Below are 18,994 nucleotides of genomic sequence, written 5' to 3' on the forward strand. Positions count from 1 at the left end.
CCCTACACGTCGAGCAGCGGTTTGTGCTTGATGTGGCGGGCGAAGACCTGCATGAACTGCGGATCGACGCGCGCGCCCCACACCGCCAGCGAATGGCCGACGAGCCAGAGCACCAGCCCCGGAATCCACAGTTGCAGGCCCAGGCCCACGGCAGCGGCGAGCGTGCCGTTGGCAATCGCCACGGTGCGCGGCGCACCGCCCATCAGAATCGGCTCGGTCAGCGATCGGTGCAGCGGCACCTCGAAGCCGGGAAGATCGCTGGCCGCGTTCATACGACGGCCCCGCCGGAGAAGCTGAAGAACGACAGGAAGAACGAGGATGCGGCGAACGCGATGCTCAGTCCGAACACGATCTGGATGAGCTTGCGGAAGCCGCCCGACGTGTCGCCGAAGGCCAGCGTCAAGCCCGTGGCGATGATGATGATGACCGCGACGATGCGGGCCACCGGCCCTTGGATCGACTCCAGGATGGATTGCAGCGGGCCTTCCCAGGGCATCGAGGAACCGGCGGCCTGCGCCGTGCCCGCCAGCAAGAGCATCAGCGCGGCCAGCAGCAGCCCTTGTCCGGCGGGACGGGCCAGGCAGCGCAACCGTGCCAGCATGGGCAGCCGAGAAAGCGGATTTACGGAAAGACGGAAAGCATCAACGGGCGTCATGGCAGTTCTCCAGAGGGTTGGTCAGGGGACGGGGAAGGCGCAGCGGCGGCGGCTGCATGAAGAACCGGCGGCAGCTCGGGAAACGGCACTTCCAGCGCATCCGCCAGCCGGTAGCCCGCGCCGTCGAAGCCATTGAGGCGAGCGATGCTTTCAACGCGGCGCTTGCGGCCACGTCCGGCGATGTGGATGACGACGTTGACCGCCTCGGCGATCAGCGCACGAGGCGGGTTCACGGCCACTTCGAGAATCAGTTGCTCCAGCCGCAGCAGCGCGCCCAGCGCGGAGCCGGCGTGGATCGTGGCGACGCCGCCAGGGTGGCCGGTGCCCCACACCTTGATGAGATCCAGCGCTTCGCCGCCGCGTACTTCGCCGACGACGACGCGATCCGGGCGCAGACGCATCGTGGCGCGCACCAGCTCCTGCATCGACACCACGCCTACTCGGGTGCGCAGCGGCACATGGTCACGGGCTACGCATTGCAGCTCGATGGTGTCTTCGAGCACCAGCACGCGGTCGCCAGTGGCGGCGATCTCAGCCAGCAAGGCATTGGCGAGGGTGGTCTTGCCGGTACTGGTGCCGCCGGCGATCAGTACGTTCTGGCGATCGCGTACGGCGCGGCGCAGGAAGTCCGCCTGGCCGTCGGTCAGGATGCCGTCGGCCACATACTGATCCAGGCCGATGATGTTCACGGCGCGCTTGCGCAGCGCGAAGGCCGGGCCGGGCGCGGCGGGCGGCAAGATGCCCTCGAAGCGTTCGCCGGTTTCCGGCAGTTCGGCGGTTAGCAGCGGCTGGCCGCGATGCACTTCCGCGCCGACGTGCGCAGCCACCAGGCGGATGATGCGTTCGCCATCGGCTTCGGGCAGTTCCACGCCCAGCGGCGTGCGGCCCGACGACAGCCGATCCACCCATAGGGTGCGGTCGGGATTGAGCATGATTTCCACCACGTCCGGGTCTTCGAGCGCGGCGGCAATCAGCGGCCCCATTGCTGTTCGCAGCATCTGGATGCGGCGATCCAGCGAAGTCGCGGCCGACGAACGCGGCTCGGGCGGGATCTGCGGAACGGCGCTCATGAGGCACGCTCCTGCGCTTCGACCTGGGCCGCCGCGTCATCCATTCGCATCGGATCGGGATGCAGTTCTTCCACCACGTCGCGCACAAGGCTGCGGCCGCGCAGCAGGTGGCGGCCGAGTTGTTCGACGAACTGCTCGAAGCGTGCCTTGCCCTGGGCACGGGCGGCTTCCTGATGTGCCTCGGGCACGGGTGTACTGACGGTCAGGAAGTAGCGGACGAACAGCGCCAGCGTTTCGATCTGGATGTTCTGGTCGCGCTCCAGGCGCTCGGTCTGGCGCGACAGCCGATCCAGCCGCTTGGCGATGGCCGCCTCGCGCTGGTCGCCCGCGTCGGGAGACAGCCAGGACGCCAAGGCAGCGGCAACGATGCTGGACTTCGACACGCCTTTCTTGGCGGCCAGTTCTTCTAGACGCTTGGCGTGCTCGTGCTGGATGAACAGGTTGAGGCGGTATTGGCTCATAAGTTGATTCCGTCGTTAGGGTCGAGGGAAGCCAGCCGGGCCGTGCGTTGCATGGCCGGATCGAGCTGGCCGGGAGGCGCGGCAAAGGCAGGCAGCGGCAAGTCGTCGTCGTCATCGAGCAGCGCCAGGTCGTTGGCGGCTGGCGCTTGTTCGGGGTGGTACTCGGCAACCTCGGATAGCTCCGGCTGCCGGCGCGGGCCACCGTCGTCGGTGCCGCCCAGGCCATCGGCGGGTGCCACGGCCGGCGCGGCAGGCACGGCCGGAATCGCCAGGCCGCTCCAGTCGTCGGGGCGCGATGGCGGCGCGTCGGCGTACTGCCCGTCCGCCAGCGGGGGCGGCGGCAGCACGCGGCGCTTGAAATTGGCGTCGGCGTAGTAGCGCAGTTTCTTCGCCCGAATAGGCGCGACGCTGGACACCATCACCACGGCGTCATCTGGCGGAAGCTGCATCACTTCGCCTGGGGTGAGCAGCGGACGTGCGGTTTCCTGCCGGGACACCATCAGATGCCCGAGCCACGGCGCAAGCCGATGGCCGGCGTAGTTGCGCTGCGCGCGCAGCTCGGTGGCCGTGCCCAGCGTTTCGGAAATGCGCTTGGCCGTGCGTTCGTCGTTGGTGGCGAAGGTCACACGCACATGGCAGTTGTCCAGAATCGAATGGTTCTGGCCGTAGGCTTTGTCGATCTGGTTGAGCGACTGCGCGATGAGGAAGCTGCGGATGCCGTAGCCGGCCATGAAGGCCAACGCCGTCTCGAAGAAGTCCAAGCGGCCCAGCGCCGGAAATTCATCGAGCATCAGCAGCAGCTTGTGGCGGCGCTCGATGCCGTCGCTGCCATCGAGCGATTCGGTGAGGCGCCGGCCGATCTGGTTGAGGATCAGCCGGATCAGCGGCTTGGTGCGGCTGATGTCCGAAGGCGGCACCACCAGATACAGCGACACCGGATGCTCGGAAGCAATCAGATCGGCGATACGCCAGTCGCAGCGCGAGGTGACTTCGGCCACCGTGGGATCGCGGTACAGACCCAGGAACGACATGGTGGTGCTCAGGACGCCGGAGCGTTCGTTGTCCGACTTGTTGAGCACTTCGCGCGCAGCGGAGGCCACCACCGGATGCGGGCCATCGCCGAGGTGGGGCGTGGTCATCATCCGGTGCAAGGTCAGCTCGAAGGGGCTGGCCGGGTCGGACAGGAAGTTGGCGACGCCGCGCAGCGTCTTGTCCTTGCCCGCATAGAGCACGTGCAGGATGGCGCCCACCAGCAGCGCATGCGAGGTTTTCTCCCAGTGGTTGCGCTTCTCCAGCGCCCCTTCGGGATCGACCAGGATGTCGGCGATGTTCTGCACGTCGCGCACTTCATGCGCACCGCGCCGCACTTCCAGCAGCGGGTTGTAGGCCGCCGACTTGGCATCGGTGGGGTTGAACAGCAAGCAATGCGAGAAGCGCGAACGCCAGCCAGCCGTAATCTGCCAGTTCTCGCCCTTGATGTCGTGGATGACGGCCGAGGCAGGCCACGACAGCAGCGTCGGCACCACCAGGCCCACGCCTTTGCCCGAGCGCGTGGGTGCGAAGGACAGGACGTGTTCCGGGCCTTCATGCCGCAGGTACTGGCGATCATGCTGGCCGAGGAACACACCGGCCGGCTGCGTCAGGCCCGCCTTGCGGATGTCGGCGGCATCGGCCCAACGCGCCGAACCGTAGGTCGTGACCAGCTTGGCCTGCCGTGAACGCCACACCGACATGGCGATGGCGACCAGCACGGCCAGTAGGCCGCTACCGCCGGCAATCGCACCGCCTACGTCGAAAATGTGCGGCGCATAGGCATCGAAGAAGAACCACCACTCGAACAGTCGCCACGGGTGATAGACCGGCGTACCAAAGAAGTCGAACCAGGGCGAGCCAAGACGTACTTGATGTCCGAGAGCGGCCGCTGTCCATTGCGTTGCACTCCATACGCCGGCGATCACGATGCTGAAAACAGCGGCGATCTGCCCGAACAGCACGCCCTGACCTTGCATGACTGGCCTCCGATTTCTCCTGCGCTGATTCCTCGCTCACACGCGGCACAAGGACGTGCCGCATGGCGTGAGGATCGGTGCCGGGTCGGTGCCGGTCAAAGACCGTTATCGGAAGAAAGGTCGAGTAATTGGAAAGAATTAGGGCCGCATCGGGCCAAGGAAAAACGCCGCAAGCGAAGGCGCATTGCGGCGTGTCGGGCAGAAAATGAAAAGTTCGTGGCGAATCGCCAGCGATCAGAACTTGGGCGGGTTCTCCGGCGGCGTATAAGGTGTGTTGCCATCACCATAAAACCGCTTGCGCGTGGCCTCGGCTACCCGGTTGCACAACACGTCGCCGAGCGTGGCGCGATCGGTCTTGCACTGCTGTCGCAGCTCTTTCAGGCGCACGGGATCGGATGCCAGTTCTTCAACGGTTGGCACGCTTTCCGTCTTTGGCGTATCGGCGGGGCCGCAGGCGGTCAGCACCACGGCCAGCGAAAACAGCATTGCCTTCTTCATGGCTTGGGTTCCTCCGGGGGATCAGGGATATGGCCTGGCGCTGGCCTGGCATCTTCGGGGGACTCGATGGCCTGCACGCGCTCGATGAAGCGGGCCAGCGTTTTCGAGGGTTCGCCATCCAGGCGCAGCAGATAGGTCGTGAGCAGCGGCGAGCGTCCCGCCAGCGGCCGTGCCACCACGCCTTGCTCCCGGCTGGCGGTGATATGCGCGGCGCCAGTCAAGCCCAGGGCGAAGCCTGCGGAGACCAGCGCCATCATCAGGTCGCAGGACGCCACCCGCTCGGCCACCAAGGGTTCCATGTCCACGCGGCGCAGCACACGATCCACCTGCCGGGCATGCCCCTCGCACGCCTGCGGATCGCACAGCACCAGCGGGTAGCGCAGCAGTTCTTCCAAAGGAATGCGTTTGTGGGCCAGCAGGGGATGCCGCGCTGGCACAGCCACCATCAGCGGATCGCTCCAGACGGGCAAGGCGACGATGCCATCGCCGACTTCATCGGCACGGGCGAACCCTACGTCATACAGGTCGTCGTGCAGCCCCTTGATCTGCTGTGACAACGGCACTTCGAAGAAACGAATTTCGACTTCCGGTTCCTCCTGTCGGCACAGTGCCAGCAAGGCAGGTAGCCGCGAAGGCGTGATGCCATCGGACAAAGCGATACGCAACTGGCCGTGAAAGCCATTGGCGGCCGCCTTCACGCTGTCCCGTGCCTGCTGCAAGGCGGAGAAGATGCGTGGCACATGATCCAGGAACAGCTTGCCCGCACGGGTCAATCGGGTGCTGCGCGTGGTGCGGGCGAACAGCACCACGCCCAGTTCTTCTTCCAGTTCTTTGATGGCCCGTGACAGCGGCGACTGCTCGATATGCAGCCGCTCCGCCGCACGGGCGAAGTGGAGTTCTTCGGCTACGGCCAGGAAACAACGCAGATGGCGCAATTCCATCACGCCACCTCTTTATGCTGGGAAGCGAAAGGGTTTCGAGACAGCCGTACCATAAGGCGTCCTAATGAGCGAAAAAGTGCATTCCTCCATCGACGGGAATCACAGCGCCGGTGATGTAACGAGCCAAAGGTGAAGCAAGAAACGCCACTAAATGGCCTATATCTTCCGGTTCACCGAAATACCCAATGGGAATATTGCGAGTAATGAAGTCCCGTCTGCTTTCCTCGGTTGGATGGAGCCTGCTCAACACTTGGGCGCTGTTGATCCGTCCAGGAGCAATCGTATTGACCGTGACTCCCTGCGCGGCCACGTCGCAGGAAAGTCCTTTGGCCCAAAGATGCAGGGCGGCTTTGGCAGCCGTGGCAGCATTCAGCGAGCGAGGCTCCATCGAGCCGCTGATACTGATGATGCGACCCCACTGACGTACACGCATCGTTGGAAGGATGGCTTGGGTCAACCGCCGCGCAGCGGTGAAGTTGAGCGCAAACGCTTCTTCCCAGTCCTCATCAGATGCTGACAATTCCGTTGGGCGTGAACCGCCAGCGCAGTTGACCAGGATGTCGATGTGACCAAGGGCTGTCGCCGCTTCGGCGGCAATGCGCGCGACATCGGCTGCGTCTGTCACATCACCGCTGACGACAATGGGAACTTGCTCACTGGAGGCTTCGATTTGTGAAGCAACCCGTTCCAACTGATCGTCCCTGCGCGCGGTGACGGCTATGCGGGTGCCTTCATCGGCGAGCAGGCGTGCAACACCCGCACCTATGCCACTGCTTGCGCCGGTGATAAGCGCCGTTCGTCCTCTTAAGTTCAATTCCACCGTGTCCTCCTATGAAATGGCAGGAGTCCGGCCTACGGGATGCGGCTGTGTGCCTTGCAACCTGCGCGCCAAACTGTTCCATGTATTTTATTGAGAACCATTGCTTGATAAACTACCTTTAAGTTTCATAACTTAAAACTGTGGGTTCACAATGGATCTGTTGGACAGCATGAAGGTGTACGTCCTTACGGTGGAGAAAGGCAGTCTGAGCGGGGCTGCCGCTACGTTGGGCGTCTCCGCAACAATGGCAGGCAAGCATCTGCGGTCACTGGAAGCGCGCCTGGGAATGCAGTTGCTTAACCGAACGACGCGGCGGCAGCATCTAACCTCGTTCGGTGAGGACTACTACACGAGATGCAAAGAGATTCTGCGCTTGGTAGCGGAGACAGATGCGCAGGCCCAGCACCAGAAATTAGCACCTGCTGGCAAGCTGCGCATCACGGCGCCCGTTATCTTCGGGACACACGCATTGATGCCTGCCTTGGCGATCTATATGGCGCGTTATCCAGAAATCGCACTCGATGTAGTCCTTTCTGATCGCGTGGTGGATTTAGCCGAAGAGGGGTTCGAGGCCGCCATTCGCATTGGAGAGTTACCGGAGAATGCGCCTCTGGTCGCAAGGCCGCTTACTCCATACAGCCTGACGATGTGCGCTTCCCCGGGATACTTGGCGCATCAGGGCATACCGGAAACAGTGGAAGACCTGCAGCATCACGAATGCCTATCGTTCAGCCCGACAGCCTTGTCCTATTGGCTTGGCACTGGTGAGGACGTGCGTCGTCGATCAGTGTCGGGAAGATTGCAGATAAACAACGGCCAGGCACTCCGCATTGCTGCACTCAATGGCATGGGCATCGTCTTGCAATCCACCCTTCTGTTGGAAGAGGACATTCAAGCTGGCCGTTTGATTCAATTGTTTCCCGAGCAAGGTCTGCCGAGCCGACCGATGAGCGTTGTTTACCTTCCTGACCGCTACCATTCGACCAAGCTACGTAGTTTTGTGGCGTTTCTCATGGAGCACTTCCCGCCAATGGCCCGCGTGTAGTGCCTGCACCTAACAACTCAGCTTATTGAGAGATTGCGCTGCCGCCCGATTTCCCATGACACTCCACTGCCGCGCACCGTCGCTGCAAGCTGCTGCCCCAGCCGCTGTTCAATCACCGGACGCCACGGCACAAGCGAGAAGCCCATGCCGTCGTCCAGCATCGCGTACCGCCCGCTGGCGAGCATGACCGAGCGCCGGTAGATGCCGGCTACGCGCTGTCCGTCCGCCACTGGGCGATGTGACAGTCCGGTTTCGGCGGCAATGTCCTTTCCAACTTGCGCCAGCTCCCGGTTGTGCAGCGTCGCCAGCAGGTTGCGGGCGAGGATCACGCGCTGGCCGCGCCGCTGGGCCAAGCCCTGTTCTTCAAGGAAATCGGCGCGCTGCTGCATGGCCTGCTTGGCCTCGCCGCCAAAGCCCAGGTCGCCCAGCCCCTTGCCGCCGCCGATCAACTGCTGATCCAGCCAGGTGGCGCCGATCATGCGGGCCTGCCGCTCGATGGGCAGGTGCGATTTCAGCTCCACGGCTACGCCACCGAGGCGCTGCGCGTCGTACTGGCGGCCACGCTCGGCCAGGTCGTCCGGCACCTTCCATAAACCATCGGCCACGCGCTCGACGATGCCAGCGCGGCGCAGGGCTTCCAGCCGGCGAACATGGGCCGCAACGACTTCCTGTGGGTCGCGTCCGGCCTTGGCCCGGCCTTGCTCGATCGCCAAGTGGTGATCGGCGCGGTAAGGGCCATCGCTCGCCAGCGCGGCGATGTTCTTGTCGGCCGCCCGCACCTCGGCGGAACCGCGCACCTCCACCACCGCGCCGGTGGGATAGTTCGCCAGCTCGTCGCGGGCGTTGAGCGCGACGTAGTGGGCCTTGCCGTCCACGCCGTCGATGACCAAATATCCCCGGTCGTGCAGCTCGTCGGCCAGCCCCTTGGCGGCCACGCGGCCGATAACGGTGCGGCCGTCGTCTCCCGGCTCGAACACCTCCAGTTCGCGCGGCTGGCCACTCATGGCCCGCTGCATCGTGCGGATGATGTCGCCACGCTCGCCCAGGGCGCGCAAGGTCTTCTCTGCATCGGCATGGACGGCCCAGGTGCCGGGCTGCATCTCGTCGGCCAGGCCAAGCCGCTGCAAGCGTTGCAGGCGGCCGATCAGCAGCAGGCGCTGGCGTTGCAGCCGGGGCTCGTTGAAGCGTTCGATCTGCACACGGCCATCCTCGCCGGCCTCGCGTTGCAGCGTGCGGTCGAGGCTCGTCCACCGTTCTTGCTCTACCTCGCGCTGCAAGGTCTGCTGGATCTCCAGTTCGGTACGCGGCCCCAGCCATTCCGTCGCCAGCTCGGCGGCGCGATGGCGGAAGCCATGGGCGATGTAGTCGCCGGCGATGATGAGGTCTTTGCCGGTGTCGTCGCGTCCGCGCACGATCAAATGCGTGTGCGGGTTGTCGGTGTTCCAGTGATCGACCGCCACCCAATCCAGCCGCGTCCCCAGGTCGGCTTCCATCCGGTTCACCAGATGCCGGGTGTACGTGCGCAGGTCGTCCAGCTCGGCGCCGTCTTCCGGGGAGACGATGAAGCGGAAATGGTGCCGGTCGTCGGCGGCCCGCTCCTTGAAGGCATCAAGGTCGGTTTCGTCGGTCTGCAGCCCGTAGGCCCGTCCAGGTTCGCCATCGCGGCCCGCGCCGTCGCGCTCGATGTAGCGCAGGTGCTTGGCGAGCGACTGTGGGCTGGCGTTGCGCTGATTGACCAGCAGGGTCTTGATGGTCACGCGCCGCGACATGGGCGTCAGCTTCGCACCCGCGAAACGCGCCGCCGTGTGGCCGCGCCCAAGCCGTGAGCCGGGACGCTGGCCAGCGCGTGCGCCGCTGCCACCGGCTACGGAATGGCGCATCGAGGACTTGCCGCCGCTGGCCTTGCCAGCCTGCTTGAGCACCTTGGAAACGAAGCTCTGGCCCTGGCCTTTGCCCCGGTTCTTCGGGGCGCTGGGGCGCACCCGGAAATCGTCGTCGCGGCGGTCGGTCATGGCCTCGCTCCCTGCAAGCTCTGGCGTGTCCTGTCGTGCGAAGCACGCGGACATGCCTGCATTGGCGCGGGCCTTGCGCCGAACGCGGCACGGCGGCGCAGCCGCTCCGTGCCGCGCCACCCCCATGTGCAGACAGGCTTTCGACGCGGCCCGGTGCCGCGTCCTTTTGTCTTGCCTTCCGCCGTTGCCCTTCGCTGTCGCTCCGGGCGTCGGCGGCCCGGCGGCGCTGTGCTGCTTGCAGCCAGCCCGCCGGCGAACGCGCCAATGGCCGCAGGCCAGGCGCGTTCGAGGCAAGACGCCTGCACGTTGGACGGCTGCGCCGGAGACGCCGCGAAGTGCGGTGCGAATGCACACGCACTGCACGCGCGACGACATGGTGGCAGCAGCCGGAACGGCATGCCCGATGGCACGATGAGATGCACGGCACCATGCAGCGAATCGGCAGCCATCATGGGCGTGTCTCCAGCCAGACCGGATGCGCGACGCCGATCACAGAAGATGCGCTGACCGGGCCGAAGTAGCGGCTGTCGAACGACGCCGGATTGGTCACGCTCAACAGGAGCAGTTCGCCAGGCGCAAGGCGGCGGCATTGCGGCCAGGATGGCAACGGCCGGCCCAGCCGGTCGGCAGGCAGCACGGCGGCCGAAGGCACGCCGTCGATGCGAACCTGACCGGCGACGATGCAGACGTGTTGCGGCGCGACCGCGCCCACACGTTTGAGCAGCGGAACGTGAGCAGGCAGGTAGCCGCGCTGCGCAGCGAGCGCGGCAGCGTTGGCAGGCAATCGGGTCAGGACGATGCTGCCGACCGGCAGCGAGGCGGCCCGATGGTCAAGCGGCTGCACGTGATACCAGCCGACCGGAACGCTGTCGGACGGGTTGTAGATCAGGCGCGGCAGCGGTTGCACGAACGCGGCCCAGGCCAGCGCAGCGAGGCCGACGGCGGCGAAGCCCGCCAGCCCGATGCGAGCGCGCAGGCGCGAGCGAGGATGCGGCGCGGCTTCGGGCGTGCATGCGGTGGTGGAATCAGCGGTCATGGCAGCGCCCTCCCGGCCAGCCAAGCGGCGTGCCGCTCGGCGGTGTATTCGGGCAGTGGCAGGCGGGCCGCCAGACGGTTGCCCAGCGTGCGCCAGTACGCGGGGGACACGTCGATGGCGGCGATGCCTTGCGCCTCGATGCCGTCGATGCGTTCCAGCACGGCACGCACCGCGTTCTCGCCTTCTGCGTGCAGCAGCAGGCGTGCGCCGGGCCGCACGCCGGGGATGCGCTGCACGGTATCGAGCGGCGTGGCGGCTTGCATCACCATGAGCTGCCAGCGGATCGTGCCGTAGTCGTTGGCCTGCCAGCGGATGCGACACAGAACCGCGTTTGGCAAGAACACCGCGCAGCGCCGCCAGCGGTCGAGCTGGAGCGTGCGCGCCGGTTCGCCGAAGCGCAGGTAGAGCTTGAAGCGCGGCTCGATGTAGGCGAGCGATACGCGAGTCAGGGGCACGCTGCCAGCTTGGCCAGCGAGCGTCGAAAGCGAAGGCGGCGGCACGGTAGCCGGTGCAGCCGTCGCCGCATGAGCGGCAGGCAAGGCGGATGCGTTCATGGCAGGTTCTCCGGGCGCTTGTCGGGAAACTCCCGCTCCAGCAGGCCGCGCAGCAGTTCGGCCACGGTCACGCCCTGGCCGAAGGCGGCGATCTTGATGCGCGCGCGCAGCGCAGGCGTCACGTCGAGGGTCAGGCGTGCGGTGTAGAGGTCGCCTTTGTTGAGCGCATCGGCATCGCCCTGGCGAATCCACGCCTCGGCGTGCGGATTCGCGGGCGGACGTGCGCCGATGCCGACGCGCTTGCTGCGCGGGCTGCTCATGTCGGCCACCGCAGCAGTTCATCGACCAGCGCAGCGATCTCGCGTGTGGCGGCGCTGTCAGGCGCCGTTTCGCGGGCGAGTCGGCCAGCGGCCACGCTGTCGGCGAAGACGATGCGCTGACGTACTTCGCTGCGCAGCGCCGGCAGCGGCTGTTCGGCCAGCGATTGCCGTGCTTCCCTGCCGATGATGGTGGTACTGACGCGCCGGTTGATGACGAAGGCCGCGCGCAGCGCAGGCCGGAACACCTGTGCCTCGCGGATCAGCGCCACCATCTCGGCGCTGGCCCAAAGGTCATACGGGCTGGGCTGCACGGGAATCAGCACGCGCTCGGCCGCCAGCAGCGCGGAGCGCGCCAGGGCGGCGATGCGCGGCGGGCCGTCGATGATGACGTGATCTGCGCGGCGGGCGAGTTCTGGCGCTTCCTGGTGCAGCGTTTCGCGGGCCAAGCCCACGGCGCTGAACAACCGTGGCAAGCCCTGCTGGCTTCTGCGCTGTGTCCAGTCCAGCGAGGAACCCTGCGGGTCGGCATCCAGCAGGATGACGTGCTGGCCGCGCATCGCCAGTTCGCCGGCGATGTGCGTGGCGAGCGTGGTCTTGCCGACGCCGCCTTTCTGGTTGAGCAAGGCGACGATCATTGCATGGCCCTCCACGCTGGAAAGCCAGGCTTTGCCTGCCGTGCGAAACGCTGTTCGCCGTGCCGTTCGGTGGTTGTCCACTGAATCGGCGCGCTTCTACCAAAAGTTAGAGATTTATAGTTAGGTAAGTTAGAGGGGACGCAAACCCGCGCCGTTATTGGCTTTCCGGCGTTTTCGTACTCCTGATAGCACGATAGGCGTACTCCTGATAGCACGATACCCGGTACTCCTGATAGCACGAGGCCGTCCACAGGCTTTACCGCAGTTATCCCCGTGCCGTATGCAGCACGGGCCGGAAGGTCAGCAGTTCCAATCCTTCGTCCGGCATCGCCTCGATGCCGAGAACGTAGCCGGGCAACGACTGCCGCGCCACCAGGACGCGCAGGTCGTAGGCGAAGTCCGAGAAGCGTGCCGCGCTGCCCGACTTGCGGTGCAGGTGCCGGAAGTCGAACTGCCAGCCGTCCGGCTGCTTGCCGCCGTGCTTGCGCACGAGGCGGTACAGCCAGCGTTCGATGCCGCCTTTGAGGCGGAAGTACGCGGGGTCGATGGTCAGCACCAGGGCGGCGTCCACCACGCCCGCGTAGAACCAGTCCGGCAGGATCAATTCGAGGCCCAGCGGCACGCCGCTGGCGTCGGCCAGTTCCTTCCACTCGTTGATCCACGAGAAGCGATGCAAGCGCCTTCCCGTGGTTTCGCGGATGGACGTGGCCACGCTGGTCGATTGCAGGCGATCCAGCGCGGCCTTCAGGCGCAGGTAGTCGTTGAGGGATGTTCCTCGTCCAATGAAGCGCAAAATCTCGTAAGGCGTGGCGCGTATCCAGCGCGACGGGCGTATGCCCGCGTCGCGCGCTTCCACGATCTGCGAGGCCGCCCATATCAACACGTCGGCATCCCATATCGTGGCGATGCCGTGCTCGGCCGTGCCTTCCACGCGGATGGTGATGTTCCCGCTGCGAAAGTCGATCGGCGCCGTGCGCCGCGACTTCGCCAGCGAGAAGAACGGAAAGGCCATCAAGTCCTGGCTGTCGCGCGGTGCTATGTCGCCGGGCAAGGCACGGAACAGATCGAGCTGTTCGCGCTCCTGCCGTGGGCTGGACATGACGGCAGCCACCGGCAAGCCAACGATCAGCGGCCATCACGGTAGTCGCCCGCGTGGCGTTCGGCGTATTCCGGGTCGGACGTGGCCTCGTAGCTGCGCTGGTCGGCCCAGGCATCGAGGTCGGCCACCGCGTACATGACACGGCGGCCGAACTTGCGGAACTTCGGGCCGCCGCCGATCACGCGCTGCTTTTCGAGCGTGCGCGGCGACAGGCGCAGATACTCGGCGGCTTCGTCGTTGGTCAGGTAGCGTTGGGGCTGCGCGGGCGCAGCGACAGCAGCGGCGGCAGGCCGCAAGGGTGCGGGTCGCATGGTGTGAACCTCCATCGGTCGGCAAAGCCCGGCCACACAACGCGGCCGGATGGAGGCAGTCTCAAGAAAGCAAGGCTTCCTGCTCAGGGACGTTTTGCAGGGGATGCAGCGCGTCCCTGTGCAACGGACGGAAGCTGTGCCAGGCGGCGATAGCCGCCGCGCATCAGCGCATCGCCCCGGCGCACCAGCCGGCGAACGCGGGCGCGCAAGGCGCTGTCCGCGTGCCAGTCGTTCGCGACCGCATCGGCGCCGAACAGCCCTTCGGCCACGTCGCGCAGGGATGCGCCCGCAAGGGTGCCATCGAGCGCCTGGAGCGTGTTCAACTCCAGCAGCGCAGCGGGTGTCGGCCGCGACCGTGCCGTTCCCGCCGGCGCTGCATCGCCGGCGGCGGCCAGCTTGTCCAGTTCGGCCGCCAGCGCCTGATAGCGTCCGCAGGATGCGGCGCAGGCGCGAATGGCATAGGCGTAAGCCATGCCGTCGGCCAGGGCGGGAGCGATCACCAGCCGCAGGCAGCACCCCGGCCAGCGTGCCAGCACCACCAGGCGCTTGCCATCGTGGATCAGATGCTTCTGGCCGGGAATGCGCCAGAACTCGAAGGCCAACGCATCGGGTGGCGGGTCGGCATCCGGGTAGAGCTGAACCACTGTGTCGGCATCGGGGAACCAGATCGGATGCGCGTCGCGCGCATCCAGGGCGGGATCTTCCAGCAGGCGCAATCCCCAGCGCGCGGCGGCCTCTGGCCGACGGCGACGGCGCAGCCAGTCGCTGCGGTAGTCGGGGTGGCGGCGCAGGTATTCCCACGCCAGCGCGGGGCCGTCGAGGTGCAGCGTGTAGAGATACGCGGCGGTCGGATACCAGTATTCGGCGCTCGGGTCAGCCATGACGCAACCTCCTGTCGTTTAGCAGGAACGTCGCCACGGATTCCGGCGTGCAAGAGCTATCGAGTCGCCATCAAGTCGTCATCAAGATCGGGGTAAGCTGTAACTGCTGGTGTCAAGACTGATTCGCTCCAGGGCATTGCGGAAATCGTCTGAATGCGACGGCTGCACCTCCGCAAAAATGGTGCGCAGCATGGAGCACCGTGCAGCAGCCCGCGCCAAAGATCATGACTGTTTCCAGCAGAAGCGCACCGCTTCGGTGCAAGAGTGTGGATTCAGACCTTCCGGGTCTTGAGTAAGACTGAAATAGTCAGAATGCGCTGTTGTTGACTGGGGTTGGTCAGTCAGTGATCGAGCCGTTTTCCTCGGCCAGCCGCAGGTACTCCGACAGCAGCCGCACCGGCTGGAAGTGGCGATCGCGCATCACCGGCTGCTTGCGCGGCCCGACGATGGACGCCAGATCGGACAGCTTCACATGGCCCAGGCCGGGCATGCCTATTCCCAGGTCGAACAGACCCCATGCCGTATCGCCATCGGCCGGGTCGAGCGCGGCCAGCAGCCAAGTGGCGTGCGCGTCAGGAGTGAACAGCCGTACCGTCGGCATCGGGTCGATGCTCCGACCAGCGGCGCGTGCCTCGCCGACGGCGAGCAGTTGCGCCCGCTGTTCAGCGGTGACGAGCGGCTGGGTCATGGCTCGAATCCCCACGCACCCGAGCATGCACGGATACGATTTTCCACCGAAGCGCGGAACCGCTGAAGCGGATGCGTGCTTTGGCGGAAAAGCACGAAGGCGCAAGCCATCGAATCCGTACATGCACAGAAACGACGAAGCGGAATTGCGCAGGCCAGGAAAGACACGGAGGCGGTTCCCCGCTTTTGAAGAAAGCCGCCGATGCGGATTTCAGTAAAGACACAAAAACACGAAATGAACACTATAGATTGTAGCCCTATAGGATGCAAAAGGTTGTCATTCTGGATTTTGGGGAAAGTTCAGAATGACAGCGTTTAAGCCATCGTTGCCCGATGCACTGCGGCGGATCAGAAAGGCGCGTGGTCTGAGCCAGGAGGCGTTCTCGGATGTGTCCAGCCGAACTTACCTCAGCTCTCTGGAGCGAGGGCTGAAAAGCCCAACATTGAATAAGATTGAAGATGTTTGTGCCGTGCTGGATGTTCACCCACTCACGCTGCTGGTCCTTGCGTATGCAGGTAGTGATCCAAAAAGCGTCCACGAACTGATGGATCACATTGCTCGGGAAGTTTCATTATTTTCCGAGCCTCCGAATAAATAACAGGAGGTGAGTCGTGTTCAAAATTACCGGACTGGATAAGCTTCAGAAAAACCTGAAAGATGCGCAGCGCGCCTTGAGTGAGTTAGACGGCGAACTGGGGGTCGTAAACTTTGATCCACATGATCCCGCCAGCATTGAGGGCGCAATTCAATCGGTCAATCGAATGATCGACGAGCGCTTAGGGGAATATTCTTCGAACCCTATCGTTGGCCCTCTCGCAGAACAAATGAAGGAAAAGTATCGGGAGAGTATTCTTGAAAAATCGGCAGAAGCTAGATTAAAGTCGGATGAGGATGAGTGATGGCTAAAGACTTATTCTCGGAAATAAACAATGCAGTTCTAGACTTGCAGTCCTCACAGCTTCAAACCTACGAAAGACCGCTCAAAAAATTGGCTCAACTGCTACGGCATCCCGACCTTGAGCCATACAACGCCGAGCTCACGGAAGGTCTCGACGTTGAGGCGTTCATCGCTGAAAGTGAAAAGACCGGGGGCAGCATGGTTGGAAGCGCCCAGCTTGCTTGGCCAGATGAGCCCAATCAGGTGCTGGGGTTGACGTTGCTTTTAATCGAGAAGCTGGCGGCAGACCCCGGCTACGCTACCAACTTCGGACACCATTTTTTCTATTCCGGAAAAAAGATCATTGCTGGAATCCACGCACTTACTGGCCAGCTAATCATTCCCTTTGTGCGAGATTACAAGAGTTATATCCAGGCCAAGGGGAGCACGGATGTCATGTTAAAAGCTCAATTTTCGCGCAAGGTCTTTATTGTTCACGGTCACGATGATGGTGCTCGTGAAACAGTGGCACGATTTCTTGAGCGAATCGGACTTGAAGCCATCATCTTGCACGAACAGGCTAACCAAGGACGAACGATTATCGAAAAAGTGGTCGCACACAGTGATGTTGGTTTCGCAGTAGTTCTGCTTACGCCAGATGATGAGGGCTGCGTAAAAGGAGGAACGCCTGAGCCCAGAGCCCGTCAGAATGTGCTTTTGGAGTTGGGGTACTTTATTGGTCGCCTGGGCAGAGACAAGGTATGTGCTCTCAAACGCGGGGCGGTGGAAATTCCAAGCGATTTCGCCGGTGTCGTTTGGGAGACGATGGATAGCAGCGGGGGCTGGAAACAGGCACTTGCGCGTGAGCTTGAAGCTGCCGGTCATAGCATCGACTGGAATAAGGTCATGCGTGCATAGAGTTGTGCCCCGCCGCAATGGGCGGGGCGCGGTGGGCGGCCGTCAGGCCGCCTTGGGCTTGCTGCGCGACCAGATCAGGTCGTGCGTGCTGTCCTCCCGCCGCGTCAGGATAGTTGTCGTGTGAGTTGATTCGATGAGTCTTGGTCGGTGGGCGGAAGTGAGAGCCGTGTGGCGCGTTATTCGATAGAGCATCGGGAGTGGGTGGTGCGGCAGATGATGCTGCTCGATACGCGAATGAGTTGAGGCTTCTAGCCCGGAATTCTCATGGTTACCCAGCCAGTTTTATTGGGTGCCTATGAGAAGTACGGGCTAGAGCGATAATCAACCATATTTTCCGGATACCCCCAATTTAAAAGGCCACTCAGATGAGTGGCCTTTTTTGTGCGCGCAGAACTCTGAGACGCTCGTGTTGGCACCAGACCTTGCAGGACTCGCTAACCTTTTGAATGAAATACGATTTTTTTCCTTCCTTTTGATTGACAACGGGTAACCGGGCTGTAGAATGCGCCCCACAGACGCGGGATGGAGCAGTCTGGTAGCTCGTCGGGCTCATAACCCGAAGGTCGTCGGTTCAAATCCGGCTCCCGCAACCAAATCACGAAAAGGCCACTCAGACGAGTGGCCTTTTTCGTTTGCGCGTCTTTTTTGTCAGACCAGCGCCCCTCTTCGGCCAGTAAGCCGCATCTTGTAACAACAGGTCCGTAGAATTAACTCTTTATCGGAATAGTTGCTCAGCATAGTCGGAATAATATTCCCTTTGTTTATGCATACGTCATTTATGGCCAGCAAAGGAGCAGATGGTTTATTCAGCTTAGAGCTAATTACCGCATTCGCTATAACCATTGATGATAGCTCTAGGCCATCCTGCGTCAAAAACAAAACTCCTTTCAACTCAATAAGTTGGCTCTCATAAACACCTCGCGACCTCCATCCGCAACTTTTTTTTGGCTCCCTAGCTTGACTTGGTTCACGTTATGACGGATATCTAGTCGCAACAGGGAGCAATACGTTGCAGAGCAGTTTAAGACCAACTGGACAGGTCAAGTTTTGCGGCGCAAGAGTTAAACCCCCTGCCTGATTAGTATCGCTTTTAATAAAGCGATGCGGGCTCGTTCGCCATAAGCATTGAGAGAGCCGGGGCTCGCAGAGTGCCCGGAGTGCGGTAGCCATGCCCGATTCTCTCAAGGTCACACGCGGACGTTGGCCGATCGCAGATGACGGGAATACGTACAAGTTATTCAAATCGACATATAAATAAGTCGATGGCGGTAGCTTTGTCTAAATAAAACATTTTAGACCGGCATTAACTTTCGTCACAGGCTAAAAGCCTACTGCCAGGCATTACGCCGTAATTCTTTATTCCCACCCAGGACGCCGATCAGCAGCGGCGCGGCAATAGCTGCGGTTCGACAAACCGTTTCGCCTCGCCTTTGCGCAGGGAGAACTACAGTGTCAACAATCTTTTATGGAACGGAAGATCAGGACAAGGCATTGATTGCGCGGGATATCAATCAGAATGGCTACGCCTGCATACCCGGATACTTGAACAATCTGCAACTAACTCAACTGCGCGAGCAAGTTTACGAGCAGGCTCGACAGCATCACGGGGAATATTTCGCTCATCACGACGGTGAACAGGTTGCGGGCTCGCTGCTTGCCACGTTGAGCAGCGCGCCGGAATTCCAGTCGCTGCTGGACGACGTGTATCAGCTCGGCGCTGGCAAGGCGGCGCCAAGCAAGCGCATCTACCTGGTGATGCGATGCGTGCAGGGGCAGACAGGACGCAAGGAGTCGAACTGCTTCCACTACGACGCTTCTCTGGTAACGGCATTGCTACCTGTGGAAATCCCGCAGGACGGCGACCAGCGCGGCGACCTGCTGCTGTTTCCCAATCTGCGCAAGCTTCGCAAGTACGTGCTGGTCAACGTGGTGGAGAAAGCACTGCTGCAGAACAAGTTGAGTCGCAAGCTGATTAGCCGCGCGATAGGCCTCGGACTGCTCAAGCCACAGCGCCTGCAGCTGGTACCCGGCAATCTCTACCTGTTCTGGGGCTACCGATCCCTGCATGCCAACGAGCCTTGTGATCCGGCGCAGCTGCGCGCTACCGCGATCTTCCACTACGGCGATCCCCACGCCGGCAGCCTGATGACCCGAATGATCCTCAGACACAACCAACGCAGGGCACGGCGGGCTAGCGCGATCGGCGCGCATCAACCTGTCTGAG

General features: G+C 63.0%; 22 protein-coding genes and 1 tRNA gene. 6 read left to right on the forward strand and 17 right to left on the reverse strand.

The annotated features are described in order from the left end of the window. Positions 1 to 2: 2 nt before the first annotated feature. From CW305_RS13785 to CW305_RS13820, 8 genes are all read right to left on the reverse strand, one after another. The gene (locus tag CW305_RS13785; protein WP_104098151.1) at positions 3 to 272 is read right to left on the reverse strand and encodes a VirB3 family type IV secretion system protein; all 270 of its coding nucleotides are present in this window, start codon (positions 270 to 272) and stop codon (positions 3 to 5) included. After that, on the reverse strand, positions 269 to 655 hold the full coding sequence (locus CW305_RS13790; RefSeq protein WP_044316549.1) for a TrbC/VirB2 family type IV secretion system protein: 387 nt from the start codon (positions 653 to 655) through the stop codon (positions 269 to 271). The genes CW305_RS13785 and CW305_RS13790 overlap by 4 nt, the downstream gene beginning before the upstream one ends. Further along, positions 652 to 1,725 carry a P-type conjugative transfer ATPase TrbB gene (gene trbB / locus CW305_RS13795; RefSeq protein WP_104098152.1) on the reverse strand — a complete coding sequence of 358 codons (1,074 nt, stop codon included), beginning with the start codon at positions 1,723 to 1,725 and terminating at the stop codon, positions 652 to 654. The genes CW305_RS13790 and trbB overlap by 4 nt, the downstream gene beginning before the upstream one ends. After that, the gene (locus tag CW305_RS13800; RefSeq protein WP_104098153.1) at positions 1,722 to 2,186 is read right to left on the reverse strand and encodes a CopG family transcriptional regulator; all 465 of its coding nucleotides are present in this window, start codon (positions 2,184 to 2,186) and stop codon (positions 1,722 to 1,724) included. Before CW305_RS13800 ends, trbB begins: the two co-directional genes overlap by 4 nt. Next, the gene (locus tag CW305_RS13805; RefSeq protein ID WP_104098154.1) at positions 2,183 to 4,195 is read right to left on the reverse strand and encodes a conjugal transfer protein TraG; all 2,013 of its coding nucleotides are present in this window, start codon (positions 4,193 to 4,195) and stop codon (positions 2,183 to 2,185) included. The genes CW305_RS13800 and CW305_RS13805 overlap by 4 nt, the downstream gene beginning before the upstream one ends. A 234-nt stretch (positions 4,196 to 4,429) precedes the next feature. Beyond that, positions 4,430 to 4,693: an EexN family lipoprotein gene (locus tag CW305_RS13810; RefSeq protein WP_033938320.1), complete on the reverse strand. Its 264-nt coding sequence runs from the start codon at positions 4,691 to 4,693 to the stop codon at positions 4,430 to 4,432. Next, entirely contained in the window at positions 4,690 to 5,634 is a 945-nt protein-coding gene (locus CW305_RS13815) for a LysR family transcriptional regulator (protein WP_044316559.1), read from the reverse strand. Before CW305_RS13815 ends, CW305_RS13810 begins: the two co-directional genes overlap by 4 nt. Positions 5,635 to 5,695: 61 nt before the next feature. Continuing rightward, on the reverse strand, positions 5,696 to 6,454 hold the full coding sequence (locus CW305_RS13820; protein ID WP_037039090.1) for an SDR family NAD(P)-dependent oxidoreductase: 759 nt from the start codon (positions 6,452 to 6,454) through the stop codon (positions 5,696 to 5,698). A 151-nt stretch (positions 6,455 to 6,605) separates the two neighbouring features. On the opposite strand from CW305_RS13820, the gene CW305_RS13825 reads away from it, so the two are divergent. Continuing rightward, positions 6,606 to 7,499 (forward strand): LysR family transcriptional regulator, encoded by an 894-nt coding sequence (locus CW305_RS13825; protein ID WP_033938353.1) that lies wholly within the window; start codon positions 6,606 to 6,608, stop codon positions 7,497 to 7,499. 17 nt (positions 7,500 to 7,516) lie between these two features. On the opposite strand, the gene CW305_RS13830 is transcribed toward CW305_RS13825, so the two are convergent. The 9 genes from CW305_RS13830 to CW305_RS13880 all read right to left on the reverse strand — a co-directional run bounded on the left by CW305_RS13830 (position 7,517) and on the right by CW305_RS13880 (position 14,975). Further along, the gene (locus CW305_RS13830; RefSeq protein ID WP_044316560.1) at positions 7,517 to 9,511 is read right to left on the reverse strand and encodes a relaxase/mobilization nuclease domain-containing protein; all 1,995 of its coding nucleotides are present in this window, start codon (positions 9,509 to 9,511) and stop codon (positions 7,517 to 7,519) included. 448 nt (positions 9,512 to 9,959) lie between these two features. Continuing rightward, the gene (locus CW305_RS13840; RefSeq protein WP_058201264.1) at positions 9,960 to 10,547 is read right to left on the reverse strand and encodes a S26 family signal peptidase; all 588 of its coding nucleotides are present in this window, start codon (positions 10,545 to 10,547) and stop codon (positions 9,960 to 9,962) included. Further along, positions 10,544 to 11,101, reverse strand: coding sequence for a DUF2840 domain-containing protein (locus CW305_RS13845; RefSeq protein WP_058201265.1), 558 nt, complete (start codon positions 11,099 to 11,101; stop codon positions 10,544 to 10,546). The genes CW305_RS13840 and CW305_RS13845 overlap by 4 nt, the downstream gene beginning before the upstream one ends. After that, positions 11,098 to 11,361: a hypothetical protein gene (locus CW305_RS13850; protein ID WP_023094609.1), complete on the reverse strand. Its 264-nt coding sequence runs from the start codon at positions 11,359 to 11,361 to the stop codon at positions 11,098 to 11,100. The genes CW305_RS13845 and CW305_RS13850 overlap by 4 nt, the downstream gene beginning before the upstream one ends. Continuing rightward, positions 11,358 to 11,996 carry a ParA family partition ATPase gene (parA, locus tag CW305_RS13855; RefSeq protein ID WP_042933700.1) on the reverse strand — a complete coding sequence of 213 codons (639 nt, stop codon included), beginning with the start codon at positions 11,994 to 11,996 and terminating at the stop codon, positions 11,358 to 11,360. Before parA ends, CW305_RS13850 begins: the two co-directional genes overlap by 4 nt. 265 nt (positions 11,997 to 12,261) lie before the next feature. Next, positions 12,262 to 13,095: a replication initiator protein A gene (locus tag CW305_RS13865; protein ID WP_033938358.1), complete on the reverse strand. Its 834-nt coding sequence runs from the start codon at positions 13,093 to 13,095 to the stop codon at positions 12,262 to 12,264. A 26-nt stretch (positions 13,096 to 13,121) separates the two neighbouring features. Continuing rightward, positions 13,122 to 13,406, reverse strand: a complete 285-nt coding sequence (locus CW305_RS13870) for a helix-turn-helix transcriptional regulator (protein ID WP_033938359.1) — start codon at positions 13,404 to 13,406, stop codon at positions 13,122 to 13,124. Between the two features lie 83 nt (positions 13,407 to 13,489). Then, the gene (locus tag CW305_RS13875) at positions 13,490 to 14,287 is read right to left on the reverse strand and encodes a DUF2285 domain-containing protein (RefSeq protein ID WP_033938360.1); all 798 of its coding nucleotides are present in this window, start codon (positions 14,285 to 14,287) and stop codon (positions 13,490 to 13,492) included. A 337-nt stretch (positions 14,288 to 14,624) separates the two neighbouring features. Further along, the gene (locus CW305_RS13880; protein ID WP_033938361.1) at positions 14,625 to 14,975 is read right to left on the reverse strand and encodes a DUF2958 domain-containing protein; all 351 of its coding nucleotides are present in this window, start codon (positions 14,973 to 14,975) and stop codon (positions 14,625 to 14,627) included. Positions 14,976 to 15,279: 304 nt separating this feature from the next. Between CW305_RS13880 and CW305_RS13890 the strand changes: the two genes are divergently transcribed. From CW305_RS13890 to CW305_RS13910, 5 genes are all read left to right on the forward strand, one after another. After that, positions 15,280 to 15,573 carry a helix-turn-helix domain-containing protein gene (locus tag CW305_RS13890; RefSeq protein ID WP_071556405.1) on the forward strand — a complete coding sequence of 98 codons (294 nt, stop codon included), beginning with the start codon at positions 15,280 to 15,282 and terminating at the stop codon, positions 15,571 to 15,573. 13 nt (positions 15,574 to 15,586) lie between these two features. Then, positions 15,587 to 15,874 (forward strand): hypothetical protein, encoded by a 288-nt coding sequence (locus CW305_RS13895; RefSeq protein WP_033938362.1) that lies wholly within the window; start codon positions 15,587 to 15,589, stop codon positions 15,872 to 15,874. After that, complete coding sequence (locus tag CW305_RS13900) at positions 15,874 to 16,770, forward strand: TIR domain-containing protein (RefSeq protein WP_033938363.1); 897 nt, start codon at positions 15,874 to 15,876, stop codon at positions 16,768 to 16,770. Before CW305_RS13895 ends, CW305_RS13900 begins: the two co-directional genes overlap by 1 nt. Positions 16,771 to 17,286: 516 nt before the next feature. Further along, positions 17,287 to 17,363 (forward strand) — tRNA-Met (locus CW305_RS13905). A gap of 856 nt (positions 17,364 to 18,219) precedes the next feature. Beyond that, complete coding sequence (locus CW305_RS13910; protein ID WP_041754410.1) at positions 18,220 to 18,993, forward strand: hypothetical protein; 774 nt, start codon at positions 18,220 to 18,222, stop codon at positions 18,991 to 18,993. The last annotated feature ends 1 nt before the right edge of the window (position 18,994 follow it).

The sequence above is a fragment of the Stutzerimonas kunmingensis genome (genome assembly GCF_002929225.1).
In the GTDB taxonomy this organism is placed as follows: Bacteria; Pseudomonadota; Gammaproteobacteria; order Pseudomonadales; family Pseudomonadaceae; genus Stutzerimonas.

What these genes read in the sequence shown, in the direction of transcription:
- CW305_RS13785 (WP_104098151.1), bottom strand. Translation starts at nt 272, where the DNA reads ATGAACGCGGCCAGCGATCTTCCCGGCTTCGAGGTGCCGCTGCACCGA.
- CW305_RS13790 (WP_044316549.1), bottom strand. Translation starts at nt 655, where the DNA reads ATGACGCCCGTTGATGCTTTCCGTCTTTCCGTAAATCCGCTTTCTCGG.
- trbB (WP_104098152.1), bottom strand. Translation starts at nt 1,725, where the DNA reads ATGAGCGCCGTTCCGCAGATCCCGCCCGAGCCGCGTTCGTCGGCCGCG.
- CW305_RS13800 (WP_104098153.1), bottom strand. Translation starts at nt 2,186, where the DNA reads ATGAGCCAATACCGCCTCAACCTGTTCATCCAGCACGAGCACGCCAAG.
- CW305_RS13805 (WP_104098154.1), bottom strand. Translation starts at nt 4,195, where the DNA reads ATGCAAGGTCAGGGCGTGCTGTTCGGGCAGATCGCCGCTGTTTTCAGC.
- CW305_RS13810 (WP_033938320.1), bottom strand. Translation starts at nt 4,693, where the DNA reads ATGAAGAAGGCAATGCTGTTTTCGCTGGCCGTGGTGCTGACCGCCTGC.
- CW305_RS13815 (WP_044316559.1), bottom strand. Translation starts at nt 5,634, where the DNA reads ATGGAATTGCGCCATCTGCGTTGTTTCCTGGCCGTAGCCGAAGAACTC.
- CW305_RS13825 (WP_033938353.1), top strand. Translation starts at nt 6,606, where the DNA reads ATGGATCTGTTGGACAGCATGAAGGTGTACGTCCTTACGGTGGAGAAA.
- CW305_RS13830 (WP_044316560.1), bottom strand. Translation starts at nt 9,511, where the DNA reads ATGACCGACCGCCGCGACGACGATTTCCGGGTGCGCCCCAGCGCCCCG.
- CW305_RS13840 (WP_058201264.1), bottom strand. Translation starts at nt 10,547, where the DNA reads ATGACCGCTGATTCCACCACCGCATGCACGCCCGAAGCCGCGCCGCAT.
- CW305_RS13845 (WP_058201265.1), bottom strand. Translation starts at nt 11,101, where the DNA reads ATGAACGCATCCGCCTTGCCTGCCGCTCATGCGGCGACGGCTGCACCG.
- CW305_RS13850 (WP_023094609.1), bottom strand. Translation starts at nt 11,361, where the DNA reads ATGAGCAGCCCGCGCAGCAAGCGCGTCGGCATCGGCGCACGTCCGCCC.
- parA (WP_042933700.1), bottom strand. Translation starts at nt 11,996, where the DNA reads ATGATCGTCGCCTTGCTCAACCAGAAAGGCGGCGTCGGCAAGACCACG.
- CW305_RS13865 (WP_033938358.1), bottom strand. Translation starts at nt 13,095, where the DNA reads ATGTCCAGCCCACGGCAGGAGCGCGAACAGCTCGATCTGTTCCGTGCC.
- CW305_RS13870 (WP_033938359.1), bottom strand. Translation starts at nt 13,406, where the DNA reads ATGCGACCCGCACCCTTGCGGCCTGCCGCCGCTGCTGTCGCTGCGCCC.
- CW305_RS13875 (WP_033938360.1), bottom strand. Translation starts at nt 14,287, where the DNA reads ATGGCTGACCCGAGCGCCGAATACTGGTATCCGACCGCCGCGTATCTC.
- CW305_RS13880 (WP_033938361.1), bottom strand. Translation starts at nt 14,975, where the DNA reads ATGACCCAGCCGCTCGTCACCGCTGAACAGCGGGCGCAACTGCTCGCC.
- CW305_RS13890 (WP_071556405.1), top strand. Translation starts at nt 15,280, where the DNA reads ATGACAGCGTTTAAGCCATCGTTGCCCGATGCACTGCGGCGGATCAGA.
- CW305_RS13900 (WP_033938363.1), top strand. Translation starts at nt 15,874, where the DNA reads ATGGCTAAAGACTTATTCTCGGAAATAAACAATGCAGTTCTAGACTTG.